The following is a 20,983-nucleotide window of genomic DNA, read 5'->3' on the forward strand; positions in this document are numbered from 1 at the left end:
GTGCGCCCTCGTCGAGTAGCCCTGTGGCCTCGCCCGAGCTGACACCATCGATGTGATCCCCTCCACATTCATTGCGGTTTCAGAGGCTAGCGCATCGACGCGTTCCCGTAGGCCGCATCCAGGTCAGGAGTTGGTCACGAAGCGTTCTCACCCCTGTCGATGTCCGGTTCGAGGTAAATCACCCGGGCCTGCGGCACCGCGGCCCGCACCCGGGCCTCCGCCCCGTCGATCGCCCGAGCGATCTCGACGGCCCCCAGACCCGGCGCGATCGCGATCTTCGCCGCCACCAGGAGTTCCTCGGGTCCGAGGTACTGCGTCTTCATATGGATGACGCGATCGACGTCCTGCCCCGGGATCACCGAACGCAGCGTCTCCGACTCGGCCTCGGTCGCGCCCTCGCCGATCAGCAGGCTCTTCATCTCGACGATCAGGACGATCGCGATCAGGCCGAGCAGTACGCCGATCGAGAGGGTGCCGATGCCGTCCCAGATCGCATCACCGGTGATCATCGTCAGCCCGACACCCGCGAGCGCCAGCACCAGACCGATCAGCGCGCCGCTGTCCTCGAGCAGGACCACCGGCAATTCGGGATTGCGCGAGGTGCGGATGAACTGCCACCAGGACGCCCCGCCCTTGAGTGGCCTGGACTCCTTCCGGGCGGTGTGGAAGCTGTAGCCCTCGAGGCAGATCGCGACCAGGAGGATCACCACCGCGACCAGTGGTGAGTCGAGCCCGTGATCGCCCGCGTGGCGGATCTTCTCGACGCCTTCGTAGAGCGCGAACATCGAGCCGAGGGTGAAGATCACGAGCGCGACGATGAACGAGTAGAAGTACCTGCTGCGGCCGTACCCGAACGGATGCAGTTCGTCGGCCTTGCGCGCCGCGCTCTTCTGGCCGAGCAGAAGCAGGCCCTGGTTCGACGTGTCGGCGACGGAGTGGACGCCTTCGGCGAGCATCGATGAGGAACCGGTGATCGCGAAGCCGACGAACTTGGCCGCGGCGATTCCCGCATTGGCGGCCAGGGCGGCGACGATCGCGCGTGTCGACCCTTCTGCGGACATGGAGGACCTTCCGTCTGTGCACGTGGTGTCGGCCGGGCGGCCGCAAAGGAAGACTAATCGGTGGCGGCGGACCCGACCGTCCAGCGGCACGCGGAACGAGGGCCGGGAATTAACCGGACCACGGTCCGGTTACTCTGTGTGAAAGCCGCGGCGAGCGGACCCACCAGGAAGGAAGCGTTCGATGCAGTTCGGAATCTTCAGCGTCGGTGACGTGACCACCGACCCCACCACCGGCACCACGGTCAGCGAACACGAGCGGATTCAGGCGATGACCGCTATCGCCCTGAAGGCCGAGGAGGTCGGTCTGGACGTGTTCGCCACGGGTGAGCACCACAACCCGCCGTTCGTCCCCAGTTCGCCGACCACCATGCTCGGCTGGATAGCGGCTCGCACCGAGAAACTGCGGCTGTCGACCGCGACCACGCTCATCACCACGAACGACCCGGTCAAGATCGCCGAGGACTTCGCGATGCTTCAGCACCTGTCCGGGGGCCGGGCGGACCTGACACTCGGTCGCGGCAACACCGGTCCGGTGTACCCGTGGTTCGGCAAGGACATCCGGCAGGGCATCCCCCTCGCCGTCGAGAACTATCACCTCCTCCGGCGCCTGTGGCGGGAGAAGAACATCGACTGGGAGGGCCGGTTCCGGACGCCGCTGCAGGGCTACACCTCCACACCCGCTCCCCTCGACGACACTCCGCCGTTCGTATGGCACGGCTCCATCCGCTCCCCGGAGATCGCCGAGCAGGCCGCGTTCTACGGCGACGGCTTCTTCCACAACAACATCTTCTGGAACAAGGAGCACACCGAGCAGATGGTGAACCTGTACCGTCGCCGTTTCGAGCACTACGGCCACGGTTCCGCCGATCAGGCCATCGTCGGTCTCGGCGGTCAGGTCTTCATGGCGGACACCGAGAACGAGGCCAAACGCCGGTTCCGTCCCTACTTCGACAACGCGCCCGTGTACGGCCACGGTCCGTCGCTCGAAGACTTCACCGACATGACCCCGCTGACCGTCGGCACGCCGGAGATGGTGATCGACAAGACCCTCTCATTCGCCGACTACGCGGGCGACTACCAGCGGCAGCTGTTCCTCGTCGACCACGCCGGACTTCCCCTGCCGCAGGTGCTCGAGCAGATCGAGATCCTGGGCACTCAGGTGGTGCCGGTCCTGCGTGCGGAATTCGACCGCCGCCGACCCGCCCACGTGCCCTCCGATCCGCCCACCCACGAGTCTTTGGTGGCCGCCGGCCCGGGCTCACCGCACCGCCGGGTCGCTCCGGCCGCATCCGTCGCGACCGCGGCGGCGAAGGGAGAGAACTGAGATGGCGCGACGTCTCCTCGTGATCAGCGCCGGCGTCTCGACGCCGTCGTCCACGCGGCTCCTGGCCGACCAGATCGCCGACGCCGTCACCGCGGGAGTGACCGCCCGGGGCGAGAGCGTCGACGTGCGGGTTCTGGAGCTGGCGCCGCTCGCCGCCGGTCTGGCCACCACGGTGACCACCGGTGTCGCGACAGCGGAGGTTAGCGCCGCCCGTGACGAGGTAGCCGCCGCCGACGGCATCGTCGCCGTGACCCCGGTCTTCACCGCCTCCTACAGCGGACTGTTCAAGATGTTCTTCGACCTGCTCGACCCCGACGCGATGACCGGCGTCCCGGTGCTGGTGGCAGCAACGGCGGGCACTCCGCGGCACAGTCTGGTCCTCGATCACGCCGTGCGCCCGCTGATGAGCTACCTGTGGGCCGACACGGTGCCGACCGCGGTCTTCGCCGCCACCGAGGACTTCGGCAGCAGCGAGCTCGGCGACCGAGTCCACCGCGCCGCCGGCGAGCTGGCACAGCGGCTCGTCGGTGCGTCCGCGGTCGCCGGATTCGGCGGCCCCACCGACCTCGAGACCCGGCCGCGTCGATCGGCGGGGGCGAACGACCTCGGCGAGGTGACTCCCTTCGCCGAGCTGTTGCGAGGCCACACCGGAGACTGACCGATCAGGCACCGTCCTCGCTCGGTGTCCGCCCCGGGTGGCAGCCGATGCGGCTGCCGCCCGGGGCGACCGTGTCTCACACCGCGAAGGTCTTGCCCACCCGGACGTCGGTCTCCCGCATATGCGTGGCGGCCTTCGCGACTCCCGTGCCGAGCGAGTCGAGCCGAGCGCGCGCGTCGGCGAAGATCCGATCCCAGTTGCCCTGCGCCTGCTGGTACGACGCGGCGCCTCCCGAGTCCCAGTGCGCGGCGAGCGCCGTCACCTGGCGCTTGAGCTGACCCGACAGCTCTTCCAACCGCTGAAACTGTCCACGCAGGTCGCCCGAAAGCGTTCCGAGACTTGCGAAGTCGTACCGAATGAGTCCGTTGCTCATGTCATCCCCCTGTGAGTGTGTTGAATCGGATGTGTCAGTCGAAGATATGCGCGTCGAGCTCGTGCGTCTGCGACGAGCGAGCCGCGCCACCGCTCCCCCGCGGCGGCCCCGCTACAACGACAGATGTCCCTGCAGGCCGGTGAGCTGGCCCGCCACCGTCACGTCTTCGTCGTCGTAACCGCGGAAGCCGGCGGTCAGCTTCGACTCGATCTCGTCCAGCGCGCCCTGCAGTTTGGTCGCGACCCCGTGCCAATCGGTATGCGTGGTCTCGAACGCGGTGGACGCCTTGCCGTCCCAGCCCGACTTGCCGTTCACCGCCGACTTCTGGATCTGGCCGACGATGCGCTGCATCTCGTCCACCACTCCTTTGATCGACGCCGCCGAGGCCTGTCCGGCGGCGACGTCGAGTTTGAGAGCCTGCATGTCGCAGTCCTTTCCTTGGTGTTCTTCTCGATCCCCGGATCACACCGATCCGGCGAGCTTCTGGCCGCCCAGTCCCAACTCCAGCGCCACGTCGAAGTCAAGCGACTCCGCGGTCATGGCCGTGAGCCAGTCCCGGTCCACCGCCTCGCTGCTAGCGGGCTCAGGCGCTACGGCGGCGGGCACGATCCGCGGTCCGTCCGCGGACTGACGTGCCGTGGCCGGCACGACCGGTGCCAGCGGCACGGCGGGCGCCGCCGCCGAGTCCGTTGACACAGTCGCCTGTGCTGCCCCGACCACCGCGGCGTTGGTGGTCATGGGCCGATCGGCCAGCGACACCGGTTCCGCGGCGACCGAGGCGGTCATCGCACTCGGAGCGGCGCCGGGAACGGAGGCTGCCGGTCTGACCGCCGGTCCACCGGCACCCGCGCCTCCGACCGCCGGCGCTCCAGCACCGGATGATCCGGCCGACGCTGCCCCGGGCGTCGTCGGTCCGCGGTCGCAGGCCGACGGACAGGGTGCGGGCACGGCAGCGGGGGTTCCGAGCGCATCCCGGTGGTTCGGGTTCGGAGCCGGGACCTCCGGTGCGCCGTCCGACCCCGTACCCGCCAAGAGCTTCGTAGCGAGCGTCGTTCCCGCCTGGACCATCGGGAGCGCCGACTCCAGCAGTTTCGCCGCCACCGCGAATCCGTCGCCGCCCGGCCCCGGCACCGCGGTGACCGGTATCGGCCTGCCGTTCGCCGCCATGTGCGCCGTGGGACCGGCCAGCTGAGTGCGAGTGGCCGCGACCACCGAGAGCCCCTCTGCCAGCCCCTCCGCCGCGATCCCGAGCGCCGCGAGCTGCCCGGGCGGGGTCGCCAGCGTCGGCAGTGCGGCGGCGAGCGCCCCTGCCGTCTTCACCACTACTCCCTGCAGTTGAGTCAGACCGGCGGCCACCACCGCTGCCGCGGCCTGCAGATCGGCAGAGATCGCCGCTCCCTGCGTCGCCAGCATGCCGGACTCCGACGCCGCCCGCGACGCAGCCGTGACCGCCGATGTCGCAGCCTGTCCCACCCATCCGCCATCCACCGAACGGGCAGCGTTGAGCAGCAGCGTCACGCCGCCGTCGAGCAGGCCGGCGAGATCGCTGTGGGCGGCTGCGGGGTCCCCGATTCCGCCGAGCCTTCCGGTACCGAATGTCGCGAGCAGATCGGTGATCGGCTTCAGCAACATCGCCGGATCGATCGCGGGCAGCACCGGCAACTCGGGAAGGCTCGCCGGCAGGTGCACGTTCAACGGTGCCTGAACCGGCGCGATCCCGAATCTCGCGAGCACGTCCCCCGCGCCGCAGTCCGCCGCGGTGGCCACCTCGGGGCTCCCGCACGTGTGGGCAGCCGGTCCGGACGCCGGCCCCGCATCGTCGGAGGTTCGGTGCCGGCTCACACTCGGACCCCGCAGGCACCGGTGCCGTCGGCGTCGGAGAACGAGGCGATTCCGGCCGACACCGCGGCTGCGGTCGCCGCATGCGCGGCGGCGAGAAGCCCGACTCCGCGGAGGTGATTGGCCTGTGCCACCGAGTAGGCGGCGGCGAACTCCTGCCCGATCAGACCGAATACCGCCGTCACTGCGGCCCCCACCGCCGCCGCGTCGAACGCTCCGGCAGTGGCCGTCGCCGTTCCCAGCGCCGCCGATGTGGCGCCGAACGTCTGCACCGCTTCCGGGTGCACCATCGTCTCGTTCACGTCTCCCCCTGATGCTTGAAGAATCGAGCCCTCATGTAATTGGACGCACCGGATCCCGGTTCGGTTCCACCGCCGCGCCGGAGTCGTCGACTCCGGTCAGTGCGGCGAACTCGCCGCAGAACGACTGCATGATCTCGCTGCGCTCGGCGAAGGCATCCGTCGCCGCGCGCACTGCCGCACCCACGATCTCCTCCGACAGTCGTGCGCCCTTTCCGCCGCCGGCGCCGGCGGCGATCTCCAACTCGATGAGGGCTCCGTTGCCGTTCACCGTCACGCGCACGCGACCGTCGTCGCCGACTCCGGTCGCGCGCAGTTGCTGCAGTCTCCGGTGCACGTCCTCCAGCGCCCCCAGCTGCCGCTGCGCCCGATCGGCGACGGCGTCCATCTCGGGGTTCACCGATTCCGTCCTGCACTCGAGGCATCCGCTGCCGCCTCGGCGTTCACCAGCTCCTTGCGTGACGGCAGCCCGAGCAGATCGAGTGCCTCCTCATCGACACCGCGCCCCCGCAACCGGTGCCTGGCCTGCACTCCCGCGGTCGTGCTCGCGAGGGTGCACAGCGCCATGATCTCGCGCGCCAGTGCCGCCGGAGACCGCCGCATCGCCCGAGACGAAATAGTCATCCCCACCGGCAGTCCCGCGGCCGTGCACGTGACGGAGATGGCCCCGGATCTCGATGCGACAGTGGTCAGCCCCGCCGGTTCCGTGTCGGAACCCTGATGTCGATTCTCTTCTGCCATGTGACTTAGACGCGCGTGACTCGTTTTCGGTTCCATCGATTCGAACGCGGGCGTGTCTGGGTCGGCGACGTCTAACGTTCCACCCCGACCGCAGCATCGTCGCTGCGAGCGACCCGAGGGGGACACATGACACCATCAGAAGTCCAGATGAGCGACACTCCGCCCTGGCTCGACCATCAGCCGCACGAACCGCGGCCGGACATCGATCTGTCCGCGATCATCGGTCTCTCGCCGCCCGTCTCCGCAGAGCACGCCTCCGCAGAGCCCGATGAGGCTGCACCGCTGCGCGCCGCACCGGAGATCGACGCGACGGTCCATCCCGCACCGATGCCGTATCCGGTGCCACCGGCACCCGCGCCGCTCGCGCCGCCCGTCAGCGCGTTCGTCCCGGCCGCACCGCTCCCGCCCGCCGGTCCAGCCCTGGATCAAGTCGCGATCCTGCGCAAGGCACGGCGTGCCCCCGTGCGCGGATGGCGGCGCGCCGTGCACGCGGTGACCGCCGGGTTGGTGAACCCCGGCGAGTCGCCCGCCGAAATCGAGTACCAGCAGCTGCTGGAACGACTCCGGCGCCCGATTCGCGGCGACTACCGCATCGCGGTGCTGTCGTTGAAGGGCGGCGTGGGCAAGACCACCACGACGATCGGACTCGGTTCCACGTTCGCATCGCTCCGCGGCGACCGGGTGATCGCGGTGGACGCCAATCCGGATCTCGGAACCCTCGCGCAGCGCATTCCGCAGCAGACCGCCTGCACCGTCCGCGACCTGCTCGCCGACACCGCGGTGCACCGGTACTCCGATGTCCGGGCGCACACCTCGCAAGCCCCCAGCCGGCTCGAAGTGCTGGCCTCAGAACGCGACCCCGCTGCCGCCGAGGCGTTCAGCGAACGGGAGTACCGCGGCGTCGTCGACATTCTCCAGCGCTTCTACAACGTGATCCTCACCGATTGCGGCACCGGAATGAGCGCCGACGCCATGCGCGGCGTCCTCGACACCGCCGACGCTCTGGTCCTGGTCTCCTCTCCCGCACTCGACGGAGCACGCAGCGCCGGTTCCACGCTGGACTGGCTGGCCGGACACGGCTACGGCCACCTCATCCCGCACAGCGTGGTGGTGCTCAGCTCATCCCGACCGGGTTCGTCGACCATCGACGTCGACCAGCTCGCACAACACTTCCTGACCCGCTGCCGGGCGGTACACACCATCGGATTCGACGATCACCTCGCCGAAGGCGCCGACATCGATCTGGAACTCCTCAGCAAGTCCACCCGCCGGTCGTTCGTCGAACTGGCCGCCACCATCGCCGACGACTTCGCCAATCCCCCGCGGCGCAGAACCGGCGGGTGACCGAGGGCGCGGCGGACTACTCCACGACCGGACCCGCACACCCGAGATCACCGGCGTCGCGGACGTCCCGCGTCCGTTCGTTGCGCGCCGCCCACTCCTCGGGCGGCGGGTAGCTCACGCTCATCAGGCACAGGCCACGGGCCTGCGCCACGGGCACCTGCGCGGAGCGTGCGCGCTCAGACAACAGCCCGGCACACCAGTCGACGCCGCGGCGACCGTCGCCGACCGAGGCCACCGCGCCCACGAGGGACCGGACCATCGACCAGCAGAAGGCGTCGGCCACCACGGTGCCGACCAGCACGTCGCCGTCTCGCCGCCAACTGAAGCGCTGGAGTTCGCGGATGGTGGTGGAGCCCGGCCGGTAGCGGCAGAAGGCCGCGAAGTCATTGAGCCCGACCAAAGCCGCCGAGGCCGCGTTCATGGCCTCGACGTCCAGGGGCCGGGTCCAATCGGCGGTGGTGCGGGCGAGGGTCGGCTCGGCGCCCCACGCGGCGTCGGTGAGCCGGTATTCGTACGTGCGCGCCAGTGCGGAGAAACGCGCATCGAAGTCTGCGGAAACGGTCTCGATCCGCTTCACCCGTACATCGTCCGGGAGCATCTTGGCGAGCCTGCGAACCAGTCGCGACGGGTCCCCGTCGATGGACCTGGTCTGCAACGACGCGACGGGGACGTCGCAGTGCGCCACCTGCCCGGCGGCGTGGACACCGGCGTCGGTCCGGCCCGCGACAGTCAGCCGAATCGGCGCGCGGAGCACGGTGCTCAGCATCTGCTCGAGACTCTCGCAGACCGTCCGTCGACCGGGCTGCGTGGCCCAGCCGGAGAAGTCGGTGCCGTCGTAGCCGATCAGCAGCCGAAGACGACACAGCCCGTCCCCATCGATGATGGGGACGGGCTGTGTCGTCATGGAGTGTCACCTCTCGCTCGGCGGCGACCGTCAGGTCACCGGCGAGCGAAGCGGCTACTGGTCCTGTGCCTCGTCGGCAGCGGCCTCGGCGGCCGGAGCCTCGTCAGCGGCTTCTGCCGGAGCAGCCTCCTCGGCCGCCTTGGCCTTGGACGCGGCGGCGCGGGTGGCACGGTTGGCCTCCGACGACGCCGTCTTCTCCTGCACCAGCTCGATCACGGCCATCGGGGCGTTGTCGCCCTTGCGCGGCAGCGTCTTGATGATGCGGGTGTATCCGCCGTTGCGCTCCGCGAAGTGCGGGCCGATCTCGGCGAACAGGGTGTGAACGACATCCTTGTCGCGGATGTCCTTCATGACCTCGCGACGGTTGGCCAGCTGGCCGGCCTTCGCGTGGGTGATCAGCTTCTCGGCGTACGGACGCAGCCGCTTCGCCTTGGCTTCGGTGGTGGTGATTCGGCCGTGCTCGAAGAGAGCCGTGGCGAGGTTCGCCAGGATCGCCTTCTGGTGGCTGGCCGACCCGCCGAGGCGGGCACCCTTGGTGGGCTTGGGCATGTCTTTCTCCTAGGAGCGACTCACGATCTCGCGACCGGAAGTCCGTTGGTCTGGAAAAACCAGGTGGTTCTTTGCGAGCCCTACAGCTGCTCGGTCTCGGCGTAATCCTCGCCACCGTCGTCGCCGAACGACGCATCATCGGACCAGGTGCCGGTGGCCGGGTCGTAGCCGGCGACCTGCGACGGGTCGAAGCTCGCCGGGCTGTCCTTGAGGGCCAGACCCAGGCTGTGCAGCTTCACCTTGACCTCGTCGATCGACTTCTGGCCGAAGTTGCGGATGTCGAGTAGATCCGACTCGGTGCGCGCAACCAGCTCGCCGACGGTGTGGACACCCTCGCGCTTGAGGCAGTTGTACGAACGGACGGTCAGCTCGAGATCCTCGATCGGCAGGCTGAACGCGGCGATGTGATCCGCCTCCTGCGGCGACGGGCCGATCTCGATGCCCTCGGCCTCGACGTTGAGCTCCCGAGCCAGGCCGAAGAGCTCGACCAGGGTCTTGCCGGCCGACGCCAGGGCGTCACGCGCGGTCATGGAGTTCTTGGTCTCCACGTCGAGCACCAGCCGATCGAAGTCGGTGCGCTGCTCGACACGGGTGGCCTCGACCTTGTAGGTCACCTTCAGGACCGGCGAGTAGATCGAGTCGACCGGGATGCGGCCGATCTCGGCGCCGGTGGCCTTGTTCTGCACGGCCGGCACGTAACCGCGGCCCCGCTCGACGACCAGCTCGATCTCGAGCTTGCCCTTGTCGTTGAGGGTCGCGATGTGCAGGTCCGGGTTGTGCACGGTGACGCCGGCAGGCGGAACGATGTCCGCACCGGTGACGGTGCCCGGGCCCTGCTTACGGACGTACATGGTGACCGGCTCGTCCTCTTCGGAGCTCACAACCAGTCCCTTGAGGTTCAGGATGATGTTGGTGACATCCTCCTTCACGCCGGGAACGGTGGTGAACTCGTGCAGGACACCGTCGATGCGGATGCTGGTGACCGCCGCGCCCGGGATGGACGACAGCAGCGTGCGCCGCAGCGAGTTGCCCAAGGTGTAGCCGAAGCCCGGCTCGAGGGGTTCGATGGTGAACTTCGAGCGGTTCTCGGCGATGACCTCTTCGGACAGAGTGGGTCGCTGTGAGATGAGCATGTGGTGGGATTCTCCTTCGGCCGCCCACTATTTGACGACGTCGAGGTGGACCGGGCAGCTGATGCTGCTCAGTAGGTTTCGCGAAAGCTCGGGTGAGACTACTTGGAGTAGTACTCGACGATGAGCTGCTCGGTGAGCGGAACCTCGATCTGTGCGCGCTCGGGCAGCGAGTGCACGAGGATGCGCAGAGTCGACGGAACCACCTGCAGCCAGGCCGGGGTCGGACGATCGCCCAGGGTCTCCTTGGCGATCTGGAACGGCGTGGTCTGCAGCGACTTCGGACGGACGTCGATGATGTCGTACTGGCTGACGCGGTAGCTGGGCACGTCCACGCGAACACCGTTCACGGTGAAGTGGCCGTGGCTGACCATCTGGCGGGCCTGACGACGAGTCCGGGCCAGTCCGGCGCGGTACACGACGTTGTCCAGACGCGACTCGAGGATCTGCAGCAGCACGTCGCCGGTCTTGCCCGAGCGACGGTTGGCTTCCTCGTAGTAGCGGCGGAACTGCTTCTCCATGACGCCGTAGGTGAAGCGGGCCTTCTGCTTCTCCTGCAGCTGGAGCAGGTACTCGGTCTCCTTGATCCGCGCGCGACCGTGCTGGCCGGGCGGGTACGGGCGACGCTCGTACGCCTGGTCTCCGCCGATCAGATCGACGCGAAGACGACGGGACTTCTTGGTTGCGGGGCCGGTATAGCGAGCCATGTTCTACTTCCTTCTGTCTCTATTCCGGGTCCCGCTAGACCCGGCGCCGCTTGGGCGGACGGCAGCCGTTGTGCGGCTGCGGGGTCACATCGGAAATGGTGCCGACCTCGAGGCCGGCGGCCTGCAGCGACCGGATGGCGGTCTCGCGACCCGAACCCGGTCCCTTGACGAACACATCGACCTTCTTGACACCGTTCTCCTGCGCCTTGCGGGCAGCGTTCTCGGCAGCGAGCTGCGCGGCGAACGGGGTGCTCTTACGCGAGCCCTTGAAGCCGACGTGGCCGGAGCTGGCCCAGCTGATCACGTTGCCCTCGGGGTCGGTGATCGAGACGATGGTGTTGTTGAACGTCGACTTGATGTGGGCGTGGCCCAGCGGAACGTTCTTCTTGTCGCGACGACGGGTGCCCTTCTTCGGGCCTGCGCTACGTGACTTGGGGGGCATTACTTCTTCTTCCCGGCGATGGTCTTCTTCGGGCCCTTACGAGTACGGGCATTGGTCTTGGTGCGCTGACCGTGGACCGGCAGGCCGCGACGGTGGCGCAGACCCTGGTAGCAGCCGATCTCGATCTTGCGACGGATGTCGGCCTGCACCTCGCGGCGCAGGTCACCCTCGACCTTGACCGAGGACTCGATGTACTCGCGGAGCTTCGCGACGTCTGCGTCGGTCAGGTCCTTGGCGCGCAGATCGGCCGAGAGGCCGGTGGCGGCGAGGATTTCCTTCGAGGTGGTGCGACCCACCCCGTAGATGTAGGTGAGCGCGATCTCCAGCCGCTTCTCGCGGGGGAGATCCACACCTGCAACACGTGCCATGTGGCGATTCCTTACATATTCAGAGGTCTGCTCCCAGCCCGCCCCGGACTCTGCGCCGGGCCCCGGCCTCTGCACCGGGGGTCGGCATCCGCGCGTCTGCGAATGCTGGTTCTGGGAGTTCTTCGATAACGATGTTCAGTTATGTGTCTTCAAGCGACCTGAAGAAGCTGATCAGCCCTGACGCTGCTTGTGACGCAGGTTGTCGCAGATCACCATGACCCGACCGTTACGGCGGATCACCTTGCACTTCTCGCAGATCGGCTTGACGCTCGGCTTGACCTTCACGTCAGCTTCTCCCTTTGTTCTCCTGTGGCGTGCCGCCGTAGGACTCGGCAGCACGGTGTCCGGGCACCACGAAGCGACGCATCGCTCCGGCACCGCCCGTACGAGGGTTACTTGTACCGGTAGACGATGCGTCCGCGGCCGAGGTCGTAGGGCGAGAGCTCCACGACGACTCGATCCTCAGGCAGGATGCGGATGTAATGCTGCCGCATCTTGCCACTGATGTGGGCGAGGACCTTGTGTCCGTTCTCCAGCTCAATGCGGAACATCGCATTGGGCAGGGGCTCGACTACGCGTCCCTCGACCTCAATGGCCCCATCTTTCTTCGCCATATCCTCCGCGATTCTCCGGCGACCGGCCTTACCGTGTCCGCCGACTCCAGCTTCGTCTATCCGCTACGGTGGCGTTATCGAACGGTCACCCCGGTCCGGTGCTGTGAGGCACCGGGCGTGGGCATGCGTGACCGCACGACGCACCGACGATCGAGTCTACGCCAGTTGCGGCGTTCGTTCCAAACGGCGTGCCACACTGGAGGCATGCGTGCATTCCTCATCCGCAGCGCCCTGACCGGCGTGGCCCTGTGGATCGCCACCCTCATCGTTCCCGGCGTCCACTTCGAGTTCGGCGACATCGAGTCGTGGTGGGCGAAGGTCGGCATCGTCTTCTTCGTCGCGGTGGTCTTCGGACTCGTGAACGGTTTCATCAAGCCGATCATTCAGATCCTCTCGATTCCGCTGTACATCCTCACGCTCGGCCTCATCCACATCATCATCAACGCGTTGATGCTGGAGATCACAAGCTGGCTGACCCACAACGTCTTCCACCACGGTCTCGTGGTGGACAGCTTCTTCTGGGCGGCGATCTTCGGCGCGATCGTCGTCTCGGTGGTCGGATGGCTGACGGCCATGGTGATGCGCGACAGCGTCGAGAATCTGTGAGTGAGCGCCGCACCGTGGCGGTCTGCGGCCTCGGTGAGACGTCCGCGCGCTGCCATGGACTGCGGATCGACCTCGGTGTCGCGGTGATGGGAGCCTCGGCAGGCGCCGGGGGCCAACGGCGGGTCGGCGCATCGGTGTCCGGCGTGTACGAGTTGCTCTGACATGCGGGCCGTGATCCAGCGCGTCAGTTCCGCGTCCGTCACCGTCGACGGTGAGACCGTCGGCGCCCTCGACCTGTCCGGCGGGGCACTCGGTCTGGTCGCACTGGTCGGCGTCACCCACGACGACGACCGGGCCGCCGCGGCCAAGCTCGCCGACAAGATCTGGCGTCTGCGGATCCTCGACGGAGGTGACGACCGCCGCGAGGCCTCGGCGGCGGATCTGAACGCCCCGATCCTGGTGATCAGCCAGTTCACGCTGTACGGGAACACCGACAAGGGCCGGCGACCGTCGTGGAGTGCGGCCGCCCCGGGTCCGGTCGCCGAACCACTGGTCGACGAGGTGGTCGACGCCCTGCGCGCGCTCGGCGCGACCGTCGAGACCGGACGCTTCGGCGCACACATGCACGTCGATCTGGTCAACGACGGCCCGGTGACGCTGATCCTCGACGTCTAGATCGGCGACACCGCCCGCCGCCTCGGCTCGATCCACTCCCCCGCGGCGCTGATACGCTGACGCGGTGCCGAACCCGCTGAGCCGAACGATCACCGCCCGGCACGGTCGCCTTCTCGGCCTGGCAGTGGCGCTTCTCGCGCTGAGCACGGTCATCGGCATTCGCTGGCAGAGCTACCTGGATCTGCACGTGTACCGGATGGGCGCACGGCTGTGGCTCGACGGTCAGTCGTTGTACGGCCCCACGCCTCTGGTGGACGGGCACGCCCTGCCGTTCACCTATCCGCCGCTGGCGGCGATCGTCTTCAGTCCGCTCGCGATGCTGCCGACGTCCGCTGCGGACGCCGTGATGTTCGCGCTGACTCTCGCGGCGGTCGCACTGACGCTCTGGTTGGTCCTGGCTCGGCTCGCACCGAAGCTGGACCGCATCGACCGCGCCACACTGGTGATCGGCGCAACCGCGATCGCCGAGTTCGTCGAACCGGTCAGGCAGACCTTGAGCTACGGACAGATCAACGCCGTCCTGATGGCGCTGATCGCCTTCGACGTCCTCTGCCGGAATCCGAAGTGGCCCCGCGGGCTCCTCATCGGCATCGCGGTGTCGATCAAACTCACGCCGGCAGGCTTCCTGCTCTACTTCCTCCTTCGCCGCGACTGGCGCGGGGCGGCGACGATGGTCGCGGGGACGGTCGGCGCCGTCGCCGTCGCCTGGCTCGTGATGCCCGCCGATTCGGCGAAGTACTGGTTTCACACTCTCGGCGAGACCGAACGCATCGGCGCGGCCTATTACGCGGGTAATCAGTCGATCAAGGGCGCAGTGTTCCGGTTCGGCATGAGCGACAGTGTCTCGACCGCCGCGTGGCTCGTCCTGTCGGTCGTCGCCGTCGTGCTCGCCGCGGTCTGGATGAGCCGCCTCCTGGCGGCCGGGCAGCAGGCCACCGCGCTGCTGGTCAACGCCGCAGCGGTACTGCTCGTGTCCCCGGTGAGCTGGTCGCATCACTGGACCTGGGTGGCGCCGGCGCTTCTGATCGCGGTCTACGCGATCTGGACCAGACGCTTCGGAGGGATGCTCGTGGCCGCCACCGTTCTGGCGGCGGTGATCTTCGCAGTGGGCCCGCACTGGCTCCTGCCGAGCGGTCACGACACCGAACTCGGCTGGAGTTGGTGGCAGAGCATCGTCGGCGACGCGTACGTGTGGTTCACCTTCGTCGTGCTCGCCGTCGGTGCGGCGCGCTGGCGGTCGACCGCATCGGTGGAGGTCTGCGAGGCCGACGCCGGTCGCAGTGGGTGTGACGGGGGTTTCGACTCGCTGCGCTCGCTCAACCAGCGATAAAGACTGCTCGCGCTCAACCAGCGATAAAGACTGCACGCGCTCAACCAGCGATAGGACCGCTCGCTCAACCAGCGATAAATGCCCACCCGCCCGCTGGTTGAGCCGCGAGGCGCCCTGGCGCCGAGCGTGTCGAAACCACTGAGGAGACGACTGTGCCGCCGACCCGGACGGTCGGCGGCACAGTCAGAGATGACTACGCGTCAGGCGGGGCGCGGAGTGAGGATTCGCGGACCGTCCTCGGTGACGGCGACCGTGTGCTCCCAGTGGGCCGACCGTGAGCCGTCGTCGGTGACGACGGTCCAATCGTCCTCGAGCACCGTGGTGTCCGCCGTGCCGAGGGTGAGCATCGGTTCGATCGCCAGAGTCGATCCGACCACGAGCCGCGGCCCGCGATTCGGCTTGCCCTCATTGGGCAGGAACGGGTCCATGTGCATCTCCCGACCGATGCCGTGTCCCCCGTATCCCGCGACGATCCCGAACTCGCGGCCGAATTTCGCGGCCGCCGCGTACGTCCCGTTCTCGATCGCGTGTGAGACGTCGGTGAGGCGGTTGCCGGGGACCATCGCAGCGATCCCCGCCTCCATCGAGAGTCGGGTCGCCTCGCTCAGTTCGGCGTCGGCGTCGGAGAGTTCGCCGATGCCGAACGTCCACGCGGAGTCGCCGTGCCAGCCGTCGAGGATGGCGCCGCAGTCGATCGATACCAGATCACCTTGCTCCAGCACCACGTCCTTGGACGGAATGCCATGCACGACAACCTCGTTGACCGAGCTGCAGATGGAGCCGGGAAAGCCGTGATAGCCCTTGAAGGACGGCACCGCACCGGCTTCGCGGATCACCGATTCGGCGATCTCGTCCAGATCCAGGGTGCTCATCCCCGCGGTGGCCGCGGCCCGGACAGCGACGAGGGCGGCGCCGACCACGGCGCCCGCCGCCTCCATCGCGTCCAGCTCGCCCGCGCTCCGAAACGGAACGGCCTTCGGCTTGCGGAAACCCACCGGTGGATCAGGCCTTGCCGAGAGCCGCGAGCACGCGCTGGTGGACCTCGTCGACCGAGCCCACGGCGTCGATCTCCGTGACCTGACCGGCGTAGTGGTCGAGCAGCGGCGCGGTCTCCGCGTCGTACACGGCCATGCGGTTGCGGATGACCTCTTCGGTGTCGTCGGCGCGACCGCGGGCGAGCATCCGCTCCACCACCACGTCGGTATCGACTTTGAACGACAGCACGCCGTCGAGCTTGGTCGACAGATCGTCGAGGATGCCCTCGAGCGCGACCGCCTGCTCGGTGGAGCGCGGGAAGCCGTCGAGGATGAAGCCCTTGGCCGCATCCGGCTCCGCGACCCGCTCGCGGACCATGTTGATGGTGATCTCCGGCGGGACCAGATTGCCCGCATCCAGGTACTTCTTGGCCTCCACGCCGATCGGGGTGCCCTGCGAGATGTTCGCGCGGAACAGGTCGCCGGTCGAGATGTGCGGAATGCCGAGGGCCTCCGACATCAGTTCGGCCTGTGTGCCTTTGCCCGCTCCGGGCGGTCCGAGGATGACGAGTCTCACTTCAGGAACCCTTCGTACTTGCGTTGCATCAACTGGCTGTTCACTTGCTTGATCGTGTCGAGGCCGACGGCCACGATGATCAGGAGCGCGGTACCGCCGAACGGGATGTTCGAGGCGCTGCCGCCGCCGATGTCCATGAACAGGTTCGGGAGGATCGAGATGATGCCCAGGTACAGCGAGCCGGGCAGCGTGATCCGGCTGAGCACGTAGCTCAGGTAGTCAGCGGTCGGCTGGCCGGGGCGGATGCCCGGGATGAAGCCGCCGTACCGCTTCATGTCGTCGGCTCGTTCTTCTGGGTTGAACGTGACGGCGACGTAGAAGTACGTGAAGAAGATGATCAGCAGGAAGTACGTGACGATGTGGAACCAGCTGGACGGGTTGATCAGGTTGTCCTGAAGCCACAGCTTCCAGCCGGCGGCCTCGCCGTCGTTGCTGTTCGTCAGCTGAATGATCAACTGCGGGATGTACAGCAACGAGGACGCGAAGATCACCGGGATGACGCCCGCGGTGTTGACCTTGATCGGCATGTACGTCGACGAACCGCCGTACATCTTGCGGCCCACCATGCGCTTGGCGTACTGAACCGGCACGCGGCGGGTGCCCTGCTCGATGAACACCACGGCCACCAGGATGAGCACGATCGCCACGCAGACGAGGCCGAAGGCCAGGCCGCCGCGCTGCTGCAGGATGGTCCGGCCCTCAGCCGGGATGCGGGCGGCGATGCCGGTGAAGATCAGCAGCGACATGCCGTTGCCGACACCGCGCTCGGTGATGAGCTCGCCGAACCACATCACCAGACAGGCGCCCGCGGTCATCACCAGGACGATGATCGACAGGCCGAAGACGCTGGTGTCGTTGAGGATTGCGTCTGCGTTGCAGTCGGCCCCGTTCGACGGCAGGAGGTTGCCGGTGGCCGCCAGCGCGACGATGCCCGTCGACTGGAGCAGTGCCAGCGCCACCGTGAGGTAGCGGGTGTACTGCGTCATCTTGGTCTGGCCGGACTGGCCTTCTTTTCGCAGCTGCTCGAACCGAGGGATGACGACGGTGAGCAGCTGAACGATGATGCTGGCCGTGATGTACGGCATGATGCCGATCGCGAACACCGACAGCTGCAGCAGTGCGCCGCCGGAGAACATGTTGATCAGCGAGTAGATCTGGCCCGAGTCGCCGCGGCTGGCCGCATCGACACAGCTTTCGATCTCTTTGAAGTCCACGCCGGGCGACGGGAGCGTCGTGCCGAGACGGTACAGGATGAGGATGCCGAGGACATAGAAGATCTTCTTCCTCAGGTCGGGCGTCCTGAAGGTCGCCACGAGGGGGGAAAGCACTAACTCCTCCTATAGCACCGCAGACTCGGTGGGCACGTGCGCCTCATCGTGCATTGGCGGTCGACTCGGAAATGACCGGGGCGTCCTCAGCCGGACGCCCTCGGTGAAACTTTAACAGCCCCAGAACCGCCACCGGTCAGGTGAGCGGCGCAACGACTCAATAGTCGTGCGTCGCAACACCTGACCGGTTCGGCAGTTCTGCATGCGGCGAAGGCTCAGGCCTGCGTCGCGGTGCCGCCGGCAGCGGCGATCTTCTCCTTGGCGGAGCCCGTGAACTTGTCGGCGGTGATGTCGACCTTCACGGTGAGCTCACCGTCGCCCAGAACCTTCACGAGCTGGTTCTTGCGGACGGCGCCCGCGGCGACCAGATCGGCGACGCCGATGGTGCCGCCCTCCGGGAACAGCCGCGAGATGTCGCCGACGTTGACGACCTGGTACTCCACGCGGTTGCGGTTGGTGAAGCCCTTCAGCTTCGGCAGGCGCATGTGAATCGGCATCTGGCCGCCCTCGAAGCGGGCCGGAACGTTCTTGCGCGCCTTGGTGCCCTTGGTGCCGCGACCGGCGGTCTTACCCTTGGAGCCCTCACCGCGACCCACGCGGGTCTTCTCGGTCTTCGCGCCCGGAGCGGGGCGAAGGTGGTGCAGCTTGATGGTCATGACTAAACCTCTTCGACTGTCACGAGGTGACGAACCACGTTGATGAGGCCGCGGTTGATCGGGGTGTCCTCGCGGGTGACCGTCTGGCGGATGCCCTTGAGCCCAAGGGTGCGCAGGCTGTCACGCTGGTTCTTCTTGGTACCGATGGTGCCCTTGATCTGGGTGATCTTCAGCTCAGCCATGGCTTATGCTCCCTTGTTCGCTGCGGCGGCCGCGCGTGCGCGCAGCATGCCGGCGGGGGTGACCTCTTCGACGGTCAGCCCGCGACGAGCAGCGACCTCTTCAGGCTGCTGCAGCATCTTGAGTGCGGCGACCGTGGCGTGGACGACGTTGATCGCGTTGTCCGAGCCGAGGCTCTTCGCGAGAACGTCGGTGACACCGGCGCATTCCAGGACGGCACGCACGGCGCCGCCCGCGATGACACCGGTACCCGAGCTGGCCGGGCGGAGCATCACGACACCGGCTGCGGCCTCACCCTGAACCGGGTGGGTCACGGTGCCCGCGATCAGCGGGACGCGGAAGAAGTTCTTGCGAGCCTCTTCGACGCCCTTCTGGATCGCCGCCGGGACTTCCTTGGCCTTGCCGTAGCCGACGCCGACCATGCCCTGGCCGTCGCCGACCACCACGAGAGCGGTGAAGCTGAAGCGACGACCGCCCTTGACGACCTTCGACACGCGGTTGATGGTCACCACGCGCTCGAGATGGTTCTTCTCCTCGCGCTCGCGGTTGCGGTTGTCGCGACGATCGCCGCGGCCGCGGCGCTCACCGCGGTTGTCGTTGTTGTTGTTTCCGGCGGGTCCGTTGCCGCCATCACGCTGACGTCCGGGCATCAGAGGTCGCCTCCGTTAATCATCTTGGTGGTCATCATCAGAACTGCAGTCCTCCCTCGCGGGCGGCGTCGGCCAGAGCCGCGATGCGGCCGTGGTACGCCTTGCCTCCGCGATCGAAGACGACGGCCTCGATGCCTGCAGCCTTGGCGCGGGCTGCGACGAGCTCGCCGACCTTGGCGGCCTGAGCCGACTTGTCGCCACCGGCGGCGCGCACGTCAGCCTCGATGCTGCTGGCGGCGGCCAGGGTACGACCGGTCAGGTCGTCGATGACCTGGACGTGGATGTGACGGCTGCTGCGCTTGACGGCCATGCGCGGACGCTCGGCGGTGCCGTTGATCTTCTTGCGCAGGCGGAAGTGACGACGGTTGGTCGCGGTGCGACGGCGAGTCGAGACGTCCTTGCCGATGGGCTTGCGAACGGTTGCTGTTTCACTCATGGCTTACTTACCCGTCTTTCCGACCTTGCGGCGGATCTGCTCACCCTCGTAGCGAATGCCCTTGCCCTTGTAGGGGTCCGGACGACGCAGGCGGCGGATGTTCGCCGAGATCTGGCCGACTAGCTGCTTGTCGATTCCCGAGACCGAGAACTTGGTCGGGGACTCCACCGCGAAGGTGATGCCCTCCGGAGCCTCGATCGGCACGGGGTGGCTGTAGCCGAGGGCGAACTCGAGGTCCTTGCCCTTGGCCTGGACGCGGTAACCGACACCGAAGATCTCCATCTTCGTGGTGTAACCCTGGGTCACACCGACGACGAGGTTGTTCAGCAGCGAACGGTTCAGACCGTGCAGGGCACGGTTCTCGCGGTCGTCGTTCGGCCGGGTGACGACGATGGCGTTGTCTTCCTTCGCCACCGCGATCGGCGAGGTGACCGTCAGGCTCAGTTCGCCCTTCGGGCCCTTGACCTTGACGTCCTGGCCGTCGATCGCGACATCGACGCCGGCGGGGATTTCAATGGGATTCTTACCAATACGCGACATTCTCTACGCTCCCCTACCAGACGTAAGCGAGGACTTCGCCGCCCACGCCCTGGTTTGCTGCCTGGCGGTCGGTGAGCAGACCGGACGACGTGGAGATGATGGCCACGCCGAGGCCGCCCAGAACCTTGGGCAGGTTGGTGGACTTTGCGTACACACGCAGACCCGGCTTCGAAACGCGGCGGAGGCCGGCGATGCTGCGCTCGCGGCTGGGGCCGTACTTCAGGGTCACGGTGAGCTTCTTGCCGACCTCGGCGTCTTCGACGCGGTAGTCGGTGATGTAGCCCTCGCGCTTGAGGATCTCGGCGATGTTCACCTTGATCTTCGACGAAGGCAGCGAAACCTCGTCGTGGTACGCCGAATTGGCGTTACGCAGACGCGTCAGAAAGTCTGCGATCGGGTCAGTCATGGTCATGGTTGACCGTCAACCTTTCTCGTAGCGGTTCCCATACAGCGGTGTCACCGGCATCGCTGCCGATCAGCACTGGTGGGCCTTCCACGAAGTGGATAGTTGTGCATTGTTCAACGCCTGAAGATGCCATTGGCTTTTCACCGGCACCGTCAAGCTGTATGAAGTTGTGGGCCCTGGGGGCACACTTCACCCAGGCAACCTGAAACAGTGTAGTGAACGCGCTGGCAGAACCCAAATCGACCGCGGCGGGCCGAGAGCTCATCTCTGGCCCGCGGCGCGCATGTCCGGCTAGAGACTTTGGTCCTCATATCACATGGCCGTCGTACCCG

31 protein-coding genes are annotated in these 20,983 nt (G+C 67.3%); 7 read left to right on the plus strand and 24 right to left on the minus strand.

The genetic code is table 11. The annotated features are described in order from the left end of the window. Nucleotides 1-134: 134 nt before the first annotated feature. Complete coding sequence (locus tag ACZ5QD_RS10155) at nt 135-1,061, minus strand: cation diffusion facilitator family transporter (RefSeq protein WP_006895567.1); 927 nt, start codon at nt 1,059-1,061, stop codon at nt 135-137. 181 nt (nt 1,062-1,242) lie between these two features. On the opposite strand from ACZ5QD_RS10155, the gene ACZ5QD_RS10160 reads away from it, so the two are divergent. Next, nucleotides 1,243-2,385, plus strand: a complete 1,143-nt coding sequence (locus ACZ5QD_RS10160; RefSeq protein WP_006895568.1) for an LLM class flavin-dependent oxidoreductase — start codon at nt 1,243-1,245, stop codon at nt 2,383-2,385. A gap of 1 nt (nt 2,386) precedes the next feature. After that, entirely contained in the window at nt 2,387-3,043 is a 657-nt protein-coding gene (locus ACZ5QD_RS10165) for a CE1759 family FMN reductase (protein WP_045537185.1), read from the plus strand. 76 nt (nt 3,044-3,119) lie between these two features. Here the strand turns inward: ACZ5QD_RS10165 and ACZ5QD_RS10170 are convergent, their stop codons facing one another. The 6 genes from ACZ5QD_RS10170 to ACZ5QD_RS10195 form a co-directional block, all read right to left on the minus strand. Beyond that, entirely contained in the window at nt 3,120-3,416 is a 297-nt protein-coding gene (locus tag ACZ5QD_RS10170; RefSeq protein WP_006895570.1) for a WXG100 family type VII secretion target, read from the minus strand. Between the two features lie 111 nt (nt 3,417-3,527). Then, on the minus strand, nt 3,528-3,839 hold the full coding sequence (locus ACZ5QD_RS10175; protein ID WP_006895571.1) for a WXG100 family type VII secretion target: 312 nt from the start codon (nt 3,837-3,839) through the stop codon (nt 3,528-3,530). A 39-nt stretch (nt 3,840-3,878) separates the two neighbouring features. Then, the gene (locus ACZ5QD_RS10180; RefSeq protein WP_081598076.1) at nt 3,879-5,258 is read right to left on the minus strand and encodes a hypothetical protein; all 1,380 of its coding nucleotides are present in this window, start codon (nt 5,256-5,258) and stop codon (nt 3,879-3,881) included. Then, nucleotides 5,255-5,557 carry a hypothetical protein gene (locus tag ACZ5QD_RS10185; RefSeq protein WP_006895573.1) on the minus strand — a complete coding sequence of 101 codons (303 nt, stop codon included), beginning with the start codon at nt 5,555-5,557 and terminating at the stop codon, nt 5,255-5,257. The genes ACZ5QD_RS10180 and ACZ5QD_RS10185 overlap by 4 nt, the downstream gene beginning before the upstream one ends. Before the next feature lie 31 nt (nt 5,558-5,588). Further along, nucleotides 5,589-5,954: a YbaB/EbfC family nucleoid-associated protein gene (locus ACZ5QD_RS10190; RefSeq protein WP_006895574.1), complete on the minus strand. Its 366-nt coding sequence runs from the start codon at nt 5,952-5,954 to the stop codon at nt 5,589-5,591. Next, a complete protein-coding gene (locus ACZ5QD_RS10195; protein ID WP_231650027.1) occupies nt 5,951-6,178 on the minus strand; it encodes a hypothetical protein in 228 nt (75 codons plus the stop codon). Before ACZ5QD_RS10195 ends, ACZ5QD_RS10190 begins: the two co-directional genes overlap by 4 nt. Before the next feature lie 243 nt (nt 6,179-6,421). Between ACZ5QD_RS10195 and ACZ5QD_RS10200 the strand changes: the two genes are divergently transcribed. Next, a complete protein-coding gene (locus tag ACZ5QD_RS10200; RefSeq protein WP_231650025.1) occupies nt 6,422-7,639 on the plus strand; it encodes a MinD/ParA family ATP-binding protein in 1,218 nt (405 codons plus the stop codon). Between the two features lie 16 nt (nt 7,640-7,655). Here the strand turns inward: ACZ5QD_RS10200 and truA are convergent, their stop codons facing one another. From truA to infA, 8 genes are all read right to left on the minus strand, one after another. Continuing rightward, nucleotides 7,656-8,543 (minus strand): tRNA pseudouridine(38-40) synthase TruA, encoded by an 888-nt coding sequence (gene truA / locus ACZ5QD_RS10205; protein ID WP_006895577.1) that lies wholly within the window; start codon nt 8,541-8,543, stop codon nt 7,656-7,658. A gap of 54 nt (nt 8,544-8,597) precedes the next feature. Further along, the gene (gene rplQ, locus ACZ5QD_RS10210) at nt 8,598-9,092 is read right to left on the minus strand and encodes a 50S ribosomal protein L17 (RefSeq protein WP_045537180.1); all 495 of its coding nucleotides are present in this window, start codon (nt 9,090-9,092) and stop codon (nt 8,598-8,600) included. An 80-nt stretch (nt 9,093-9,172) separates the two neighbouring features. Further along, nucleotides 9,173-10,225 carry a DNA-directed RNA polymerase subunit alpha gene (locus ACZ5QD_RS10215; protein ID WP_006895579.1) on the minus strand — a complete coding sequence of 351 codons (1,053 nt, stop codon included), beginning with the start codon at nt 10,223-10,225 and terminating at the stop codon, nt 9,173-9,175. A gap of 98 nt (nt 10,226-10,323) precedes the next feature. Continuing rightward, nucleotides 10,324-10,929 carry a 30S ribosomal protein S4 gene (gene rpsD, locus ACZ5QD_RS10220; protein WP_006895580.1) on the minus strand — a complete coding sequence of 202 codons (606 nt, stop codon included), beginning with the start codon at nt 10,927-10,929 and terminating at the stop codon, nt 10,324-10,326. A 34-nt stretch (nt 10,930-10,963) separates the two neighbouring features. Next, a complete protein-coding gene (gene rpsK / locus ACZ5QD_RS10225; protein ID WP_006895581.1) occupies nt 10,964-11,371 on the minus strand; it encodes a 30S ribosomal protein S11 in 408 nt (135 codons plus the stop codon). Then, nucleotides 11,371-11,739: a 30S ribosomal protein S13 gene (rpsM, locus tag ACZ5QD_RS10230; protein ID WP_006895582.1), complete on the minus strand. Its 369-nt coding sequence runs from the start codon at nt 11,737-11,739 to the stop codon at nt 11,371-11,373. Before rpsM ends, rpsK begins: the two co-directional genes overlap by 1 nt. A gap of 171 nt (nt 11,740-11,910) precedes the next feature. Beyond that, a complete protein-coding gene (gene rpmJ / locus ACZ5QD_RS10235) occupies nt 11,911-12,024 on the minus strand; it encodes a 50S ribosomal protein L36 (RefSeq protein WP_009679193.1) in 114 nt (37 codons plus the stop codon). Between the two features lie 107 nt (nt 12,025-12,131). Then, nucleotides 12,132-12,353, minus strand: a complete 222-nt coding sequence (infA, locus tag ACZ5QD_RS10240) for a translation initiation factor IF-1 (protein ID WP_005187701.1) — start codon at nt 12,351-12,353, stop codon at nt 12,132-12,134. Nucleotides 12,354-12,557: 204 nt separating this feature from the next. On the opposite strand from infA, the gene ACZ5QD_RS10245 reads away from it, so the two are divergent. The 4 genes from ACZ5QD_RS10245 to ACZ5QD_RS10260 all read left to right on the plus strand — a co-directional run bounded on the left by ACZ5QD_RS10245 (nt 12,558) and on the right by ACZ5QD_RS10260 (nt 14,904). Continuing rightward, the gene (locus ACZ5QD_RS10245; RefSeq protein ID WP_045537174.1) at nt 12,558-12,959 is read left to right on the plus strand and encodes a phage holin family protein; all 402 of its coding nucleotides are present in this window, start codon (nt 12,558-12,560) and stop codon (nt 12,957-12,959) included. Beyond that, the gene (locus ACZ5QD_RS10250; RefSeq protein WP_222111249.1) at nt 12,956-13,120 is read left to right on the plus strand and encodes a hypothetical protein; all 165 of its coding nucleotides are present in this window, start codon (nt 12,956-12,958) and stop codon (nt 13,118-13,120) included. The genes ACZ5QD_RS10245 and ACZ5QD_RS10250 overlap by 4 nt, the downstream gene beginning before the upstream one ends. 1 nt (nt 13,121) lies before the next feature. After that, nucleotides 13,122-13,574: a D-aminoacyl-tRNA deacylase gene (gene dtd / locus ACZ5QD_RS10255; protein WP_006895584.1), complete on the plus strand. Its 453-nt coding sequence runs from the start codon at nt 13,122-13,124 to the stop codon at nt 13,572-13,574. A gap of 64 nt (nt 13,575-13,638) precedes the next feature. Beyond that, the gene (locus ACZ5QD_RS10260) at nt 13,639-14,904 is read left to right on the plus strand and encodes a glycosyltransferase 87 family protein (RefSeq protein ID WP_222111248.1); all 1,266 of its coding nucleotides are present in this window, start codon (nt 13,639-13,641) and stop codon (nt 14,902-14,904) included. 200 nt (nt 14,905-15,104) lie between these two features. Here the strand turns inward: ACZ5QD_RS10260 and map are convergent, their stop codons facing one another. From map to rpsH, 9 genes are all read right to left on the minus strand, one after another. Next, nucleotides 15,105-15,899: a type I methionyl aminopeptidase gene (map, locus tag ACZ5QD_RS10265; RefSeq protein WP_222111247.1), complete on the minus strand. Its 795-nt coding sequence runs from the start codon at nt 15,897-15,899 to the stop codon at nt 15,105-15,107. A gap of 7 nt (nt 15,900-15,906) precedes the next feature. Continuing rightward, a complete protein-coding gene (locus tag ACZ5QD_RS10270) occupies nt 15,907-16,455 on the minus strand; it encodes an adenylate kinase (RefSeq protein ID WP_006895587.1) in 549 nt (182 codons plus the stop codon). Then, nucleotides 16,452-17,783 carry a preprotein translocase subunit SecY gene (gene secY, locus ACZ5QD_RS10275; RefSeq protein ID WP_006895588.1) on the minus strand — a complete coding sequence of 444 codons (1,332 nt, stop codon included), beginning with the start codon at nt 17,781-17,783 and terminating at the stop codon, nt 16,452-16,454. The genes ACZ5QD_RS10270 and secY overlap by 4 nt, the downstream gene beginning before the upstream one ends. A 215-nt stretch (nt 17,784-17,998) precedes the next feature. Continuing rightward, a complete protein-coding gene (gene rplO, locus ACZ5QD_RS10280; protein ID WP_006895589.1) occupies nt 17,999-18,439 on the minus strand; it encodes a 50S ribosomal protein L15 in 441 nt (146 codons plus the stop codon). 2 nt (nt 18,440-18,441) lie between these two features. After that, nucleotides 18,442-18,621 carry a 50S ribosomal protein L30 gene (gene rpmD, locus ACZ5QD_RS10285; RefSeq protein ID WP_006895590.1) on the minus strand — a complete coding sequence of 60 codons (180 nt, stop codon included), beginning with the start codon at nt 18,619-18,621 and terminating at the stop codon, nt 18,442-18,444. Nucleotides 18,622-18,624: 3 nt separating this feature from the next. After that, entirely contained in the window at nt 18,625-19,269 is a 645-nt protein-coding gene (gene rpsE, locus ACZ5QD_RS10290; RefSeq protein WP_006895591.1) for a 30S ribosomal protein S5, read from the minus strand. 37 nt (nt 19,270-19,306) lie between these two features. After that, complete coding sequence (rplR, locus tag ACZ5QD_RS10295; RefSeq protein ID WP_006895592.1) at nt 19,307-19,705, minus strand: 50S ribosomal protein L18; 399 nt, start codon at nt 19,703-19,705, stop codon at nt 19,307-19,309. Between the two features lie 3 nt (nt 19,706-19,708). Continuing rightward, nucleotides 19,709-20,245 (minus strand): 50S ribosomal protein L6, encoded by a 537-nt coding sequence (gene rplF, locus ACZ5QD_RS10300; protein WP_045537169.1) that lies wholly within the window; start codon nt 20,243-20,245, stop codon nt 19,709-19,711. 13 nt (nt 20,246-20,258) lie between these two features. Next, a complete protein-coding gene (gene rpsH / locus ACZ5QD_RS10305) occupies nt 20,259-20,657 on the minus strand; it encodes a 30S ribosomal protein S8 (RefSeq protein WP_006895594.1) in 399 nt (132 codons plus the stop codon). Nucleotides 20,658-20,983 lie beyond the last annotated feature (326 nt).

The sequence above is a fragment of the Gordonia sp. J1A genome, from assembly GCF_055393515.1.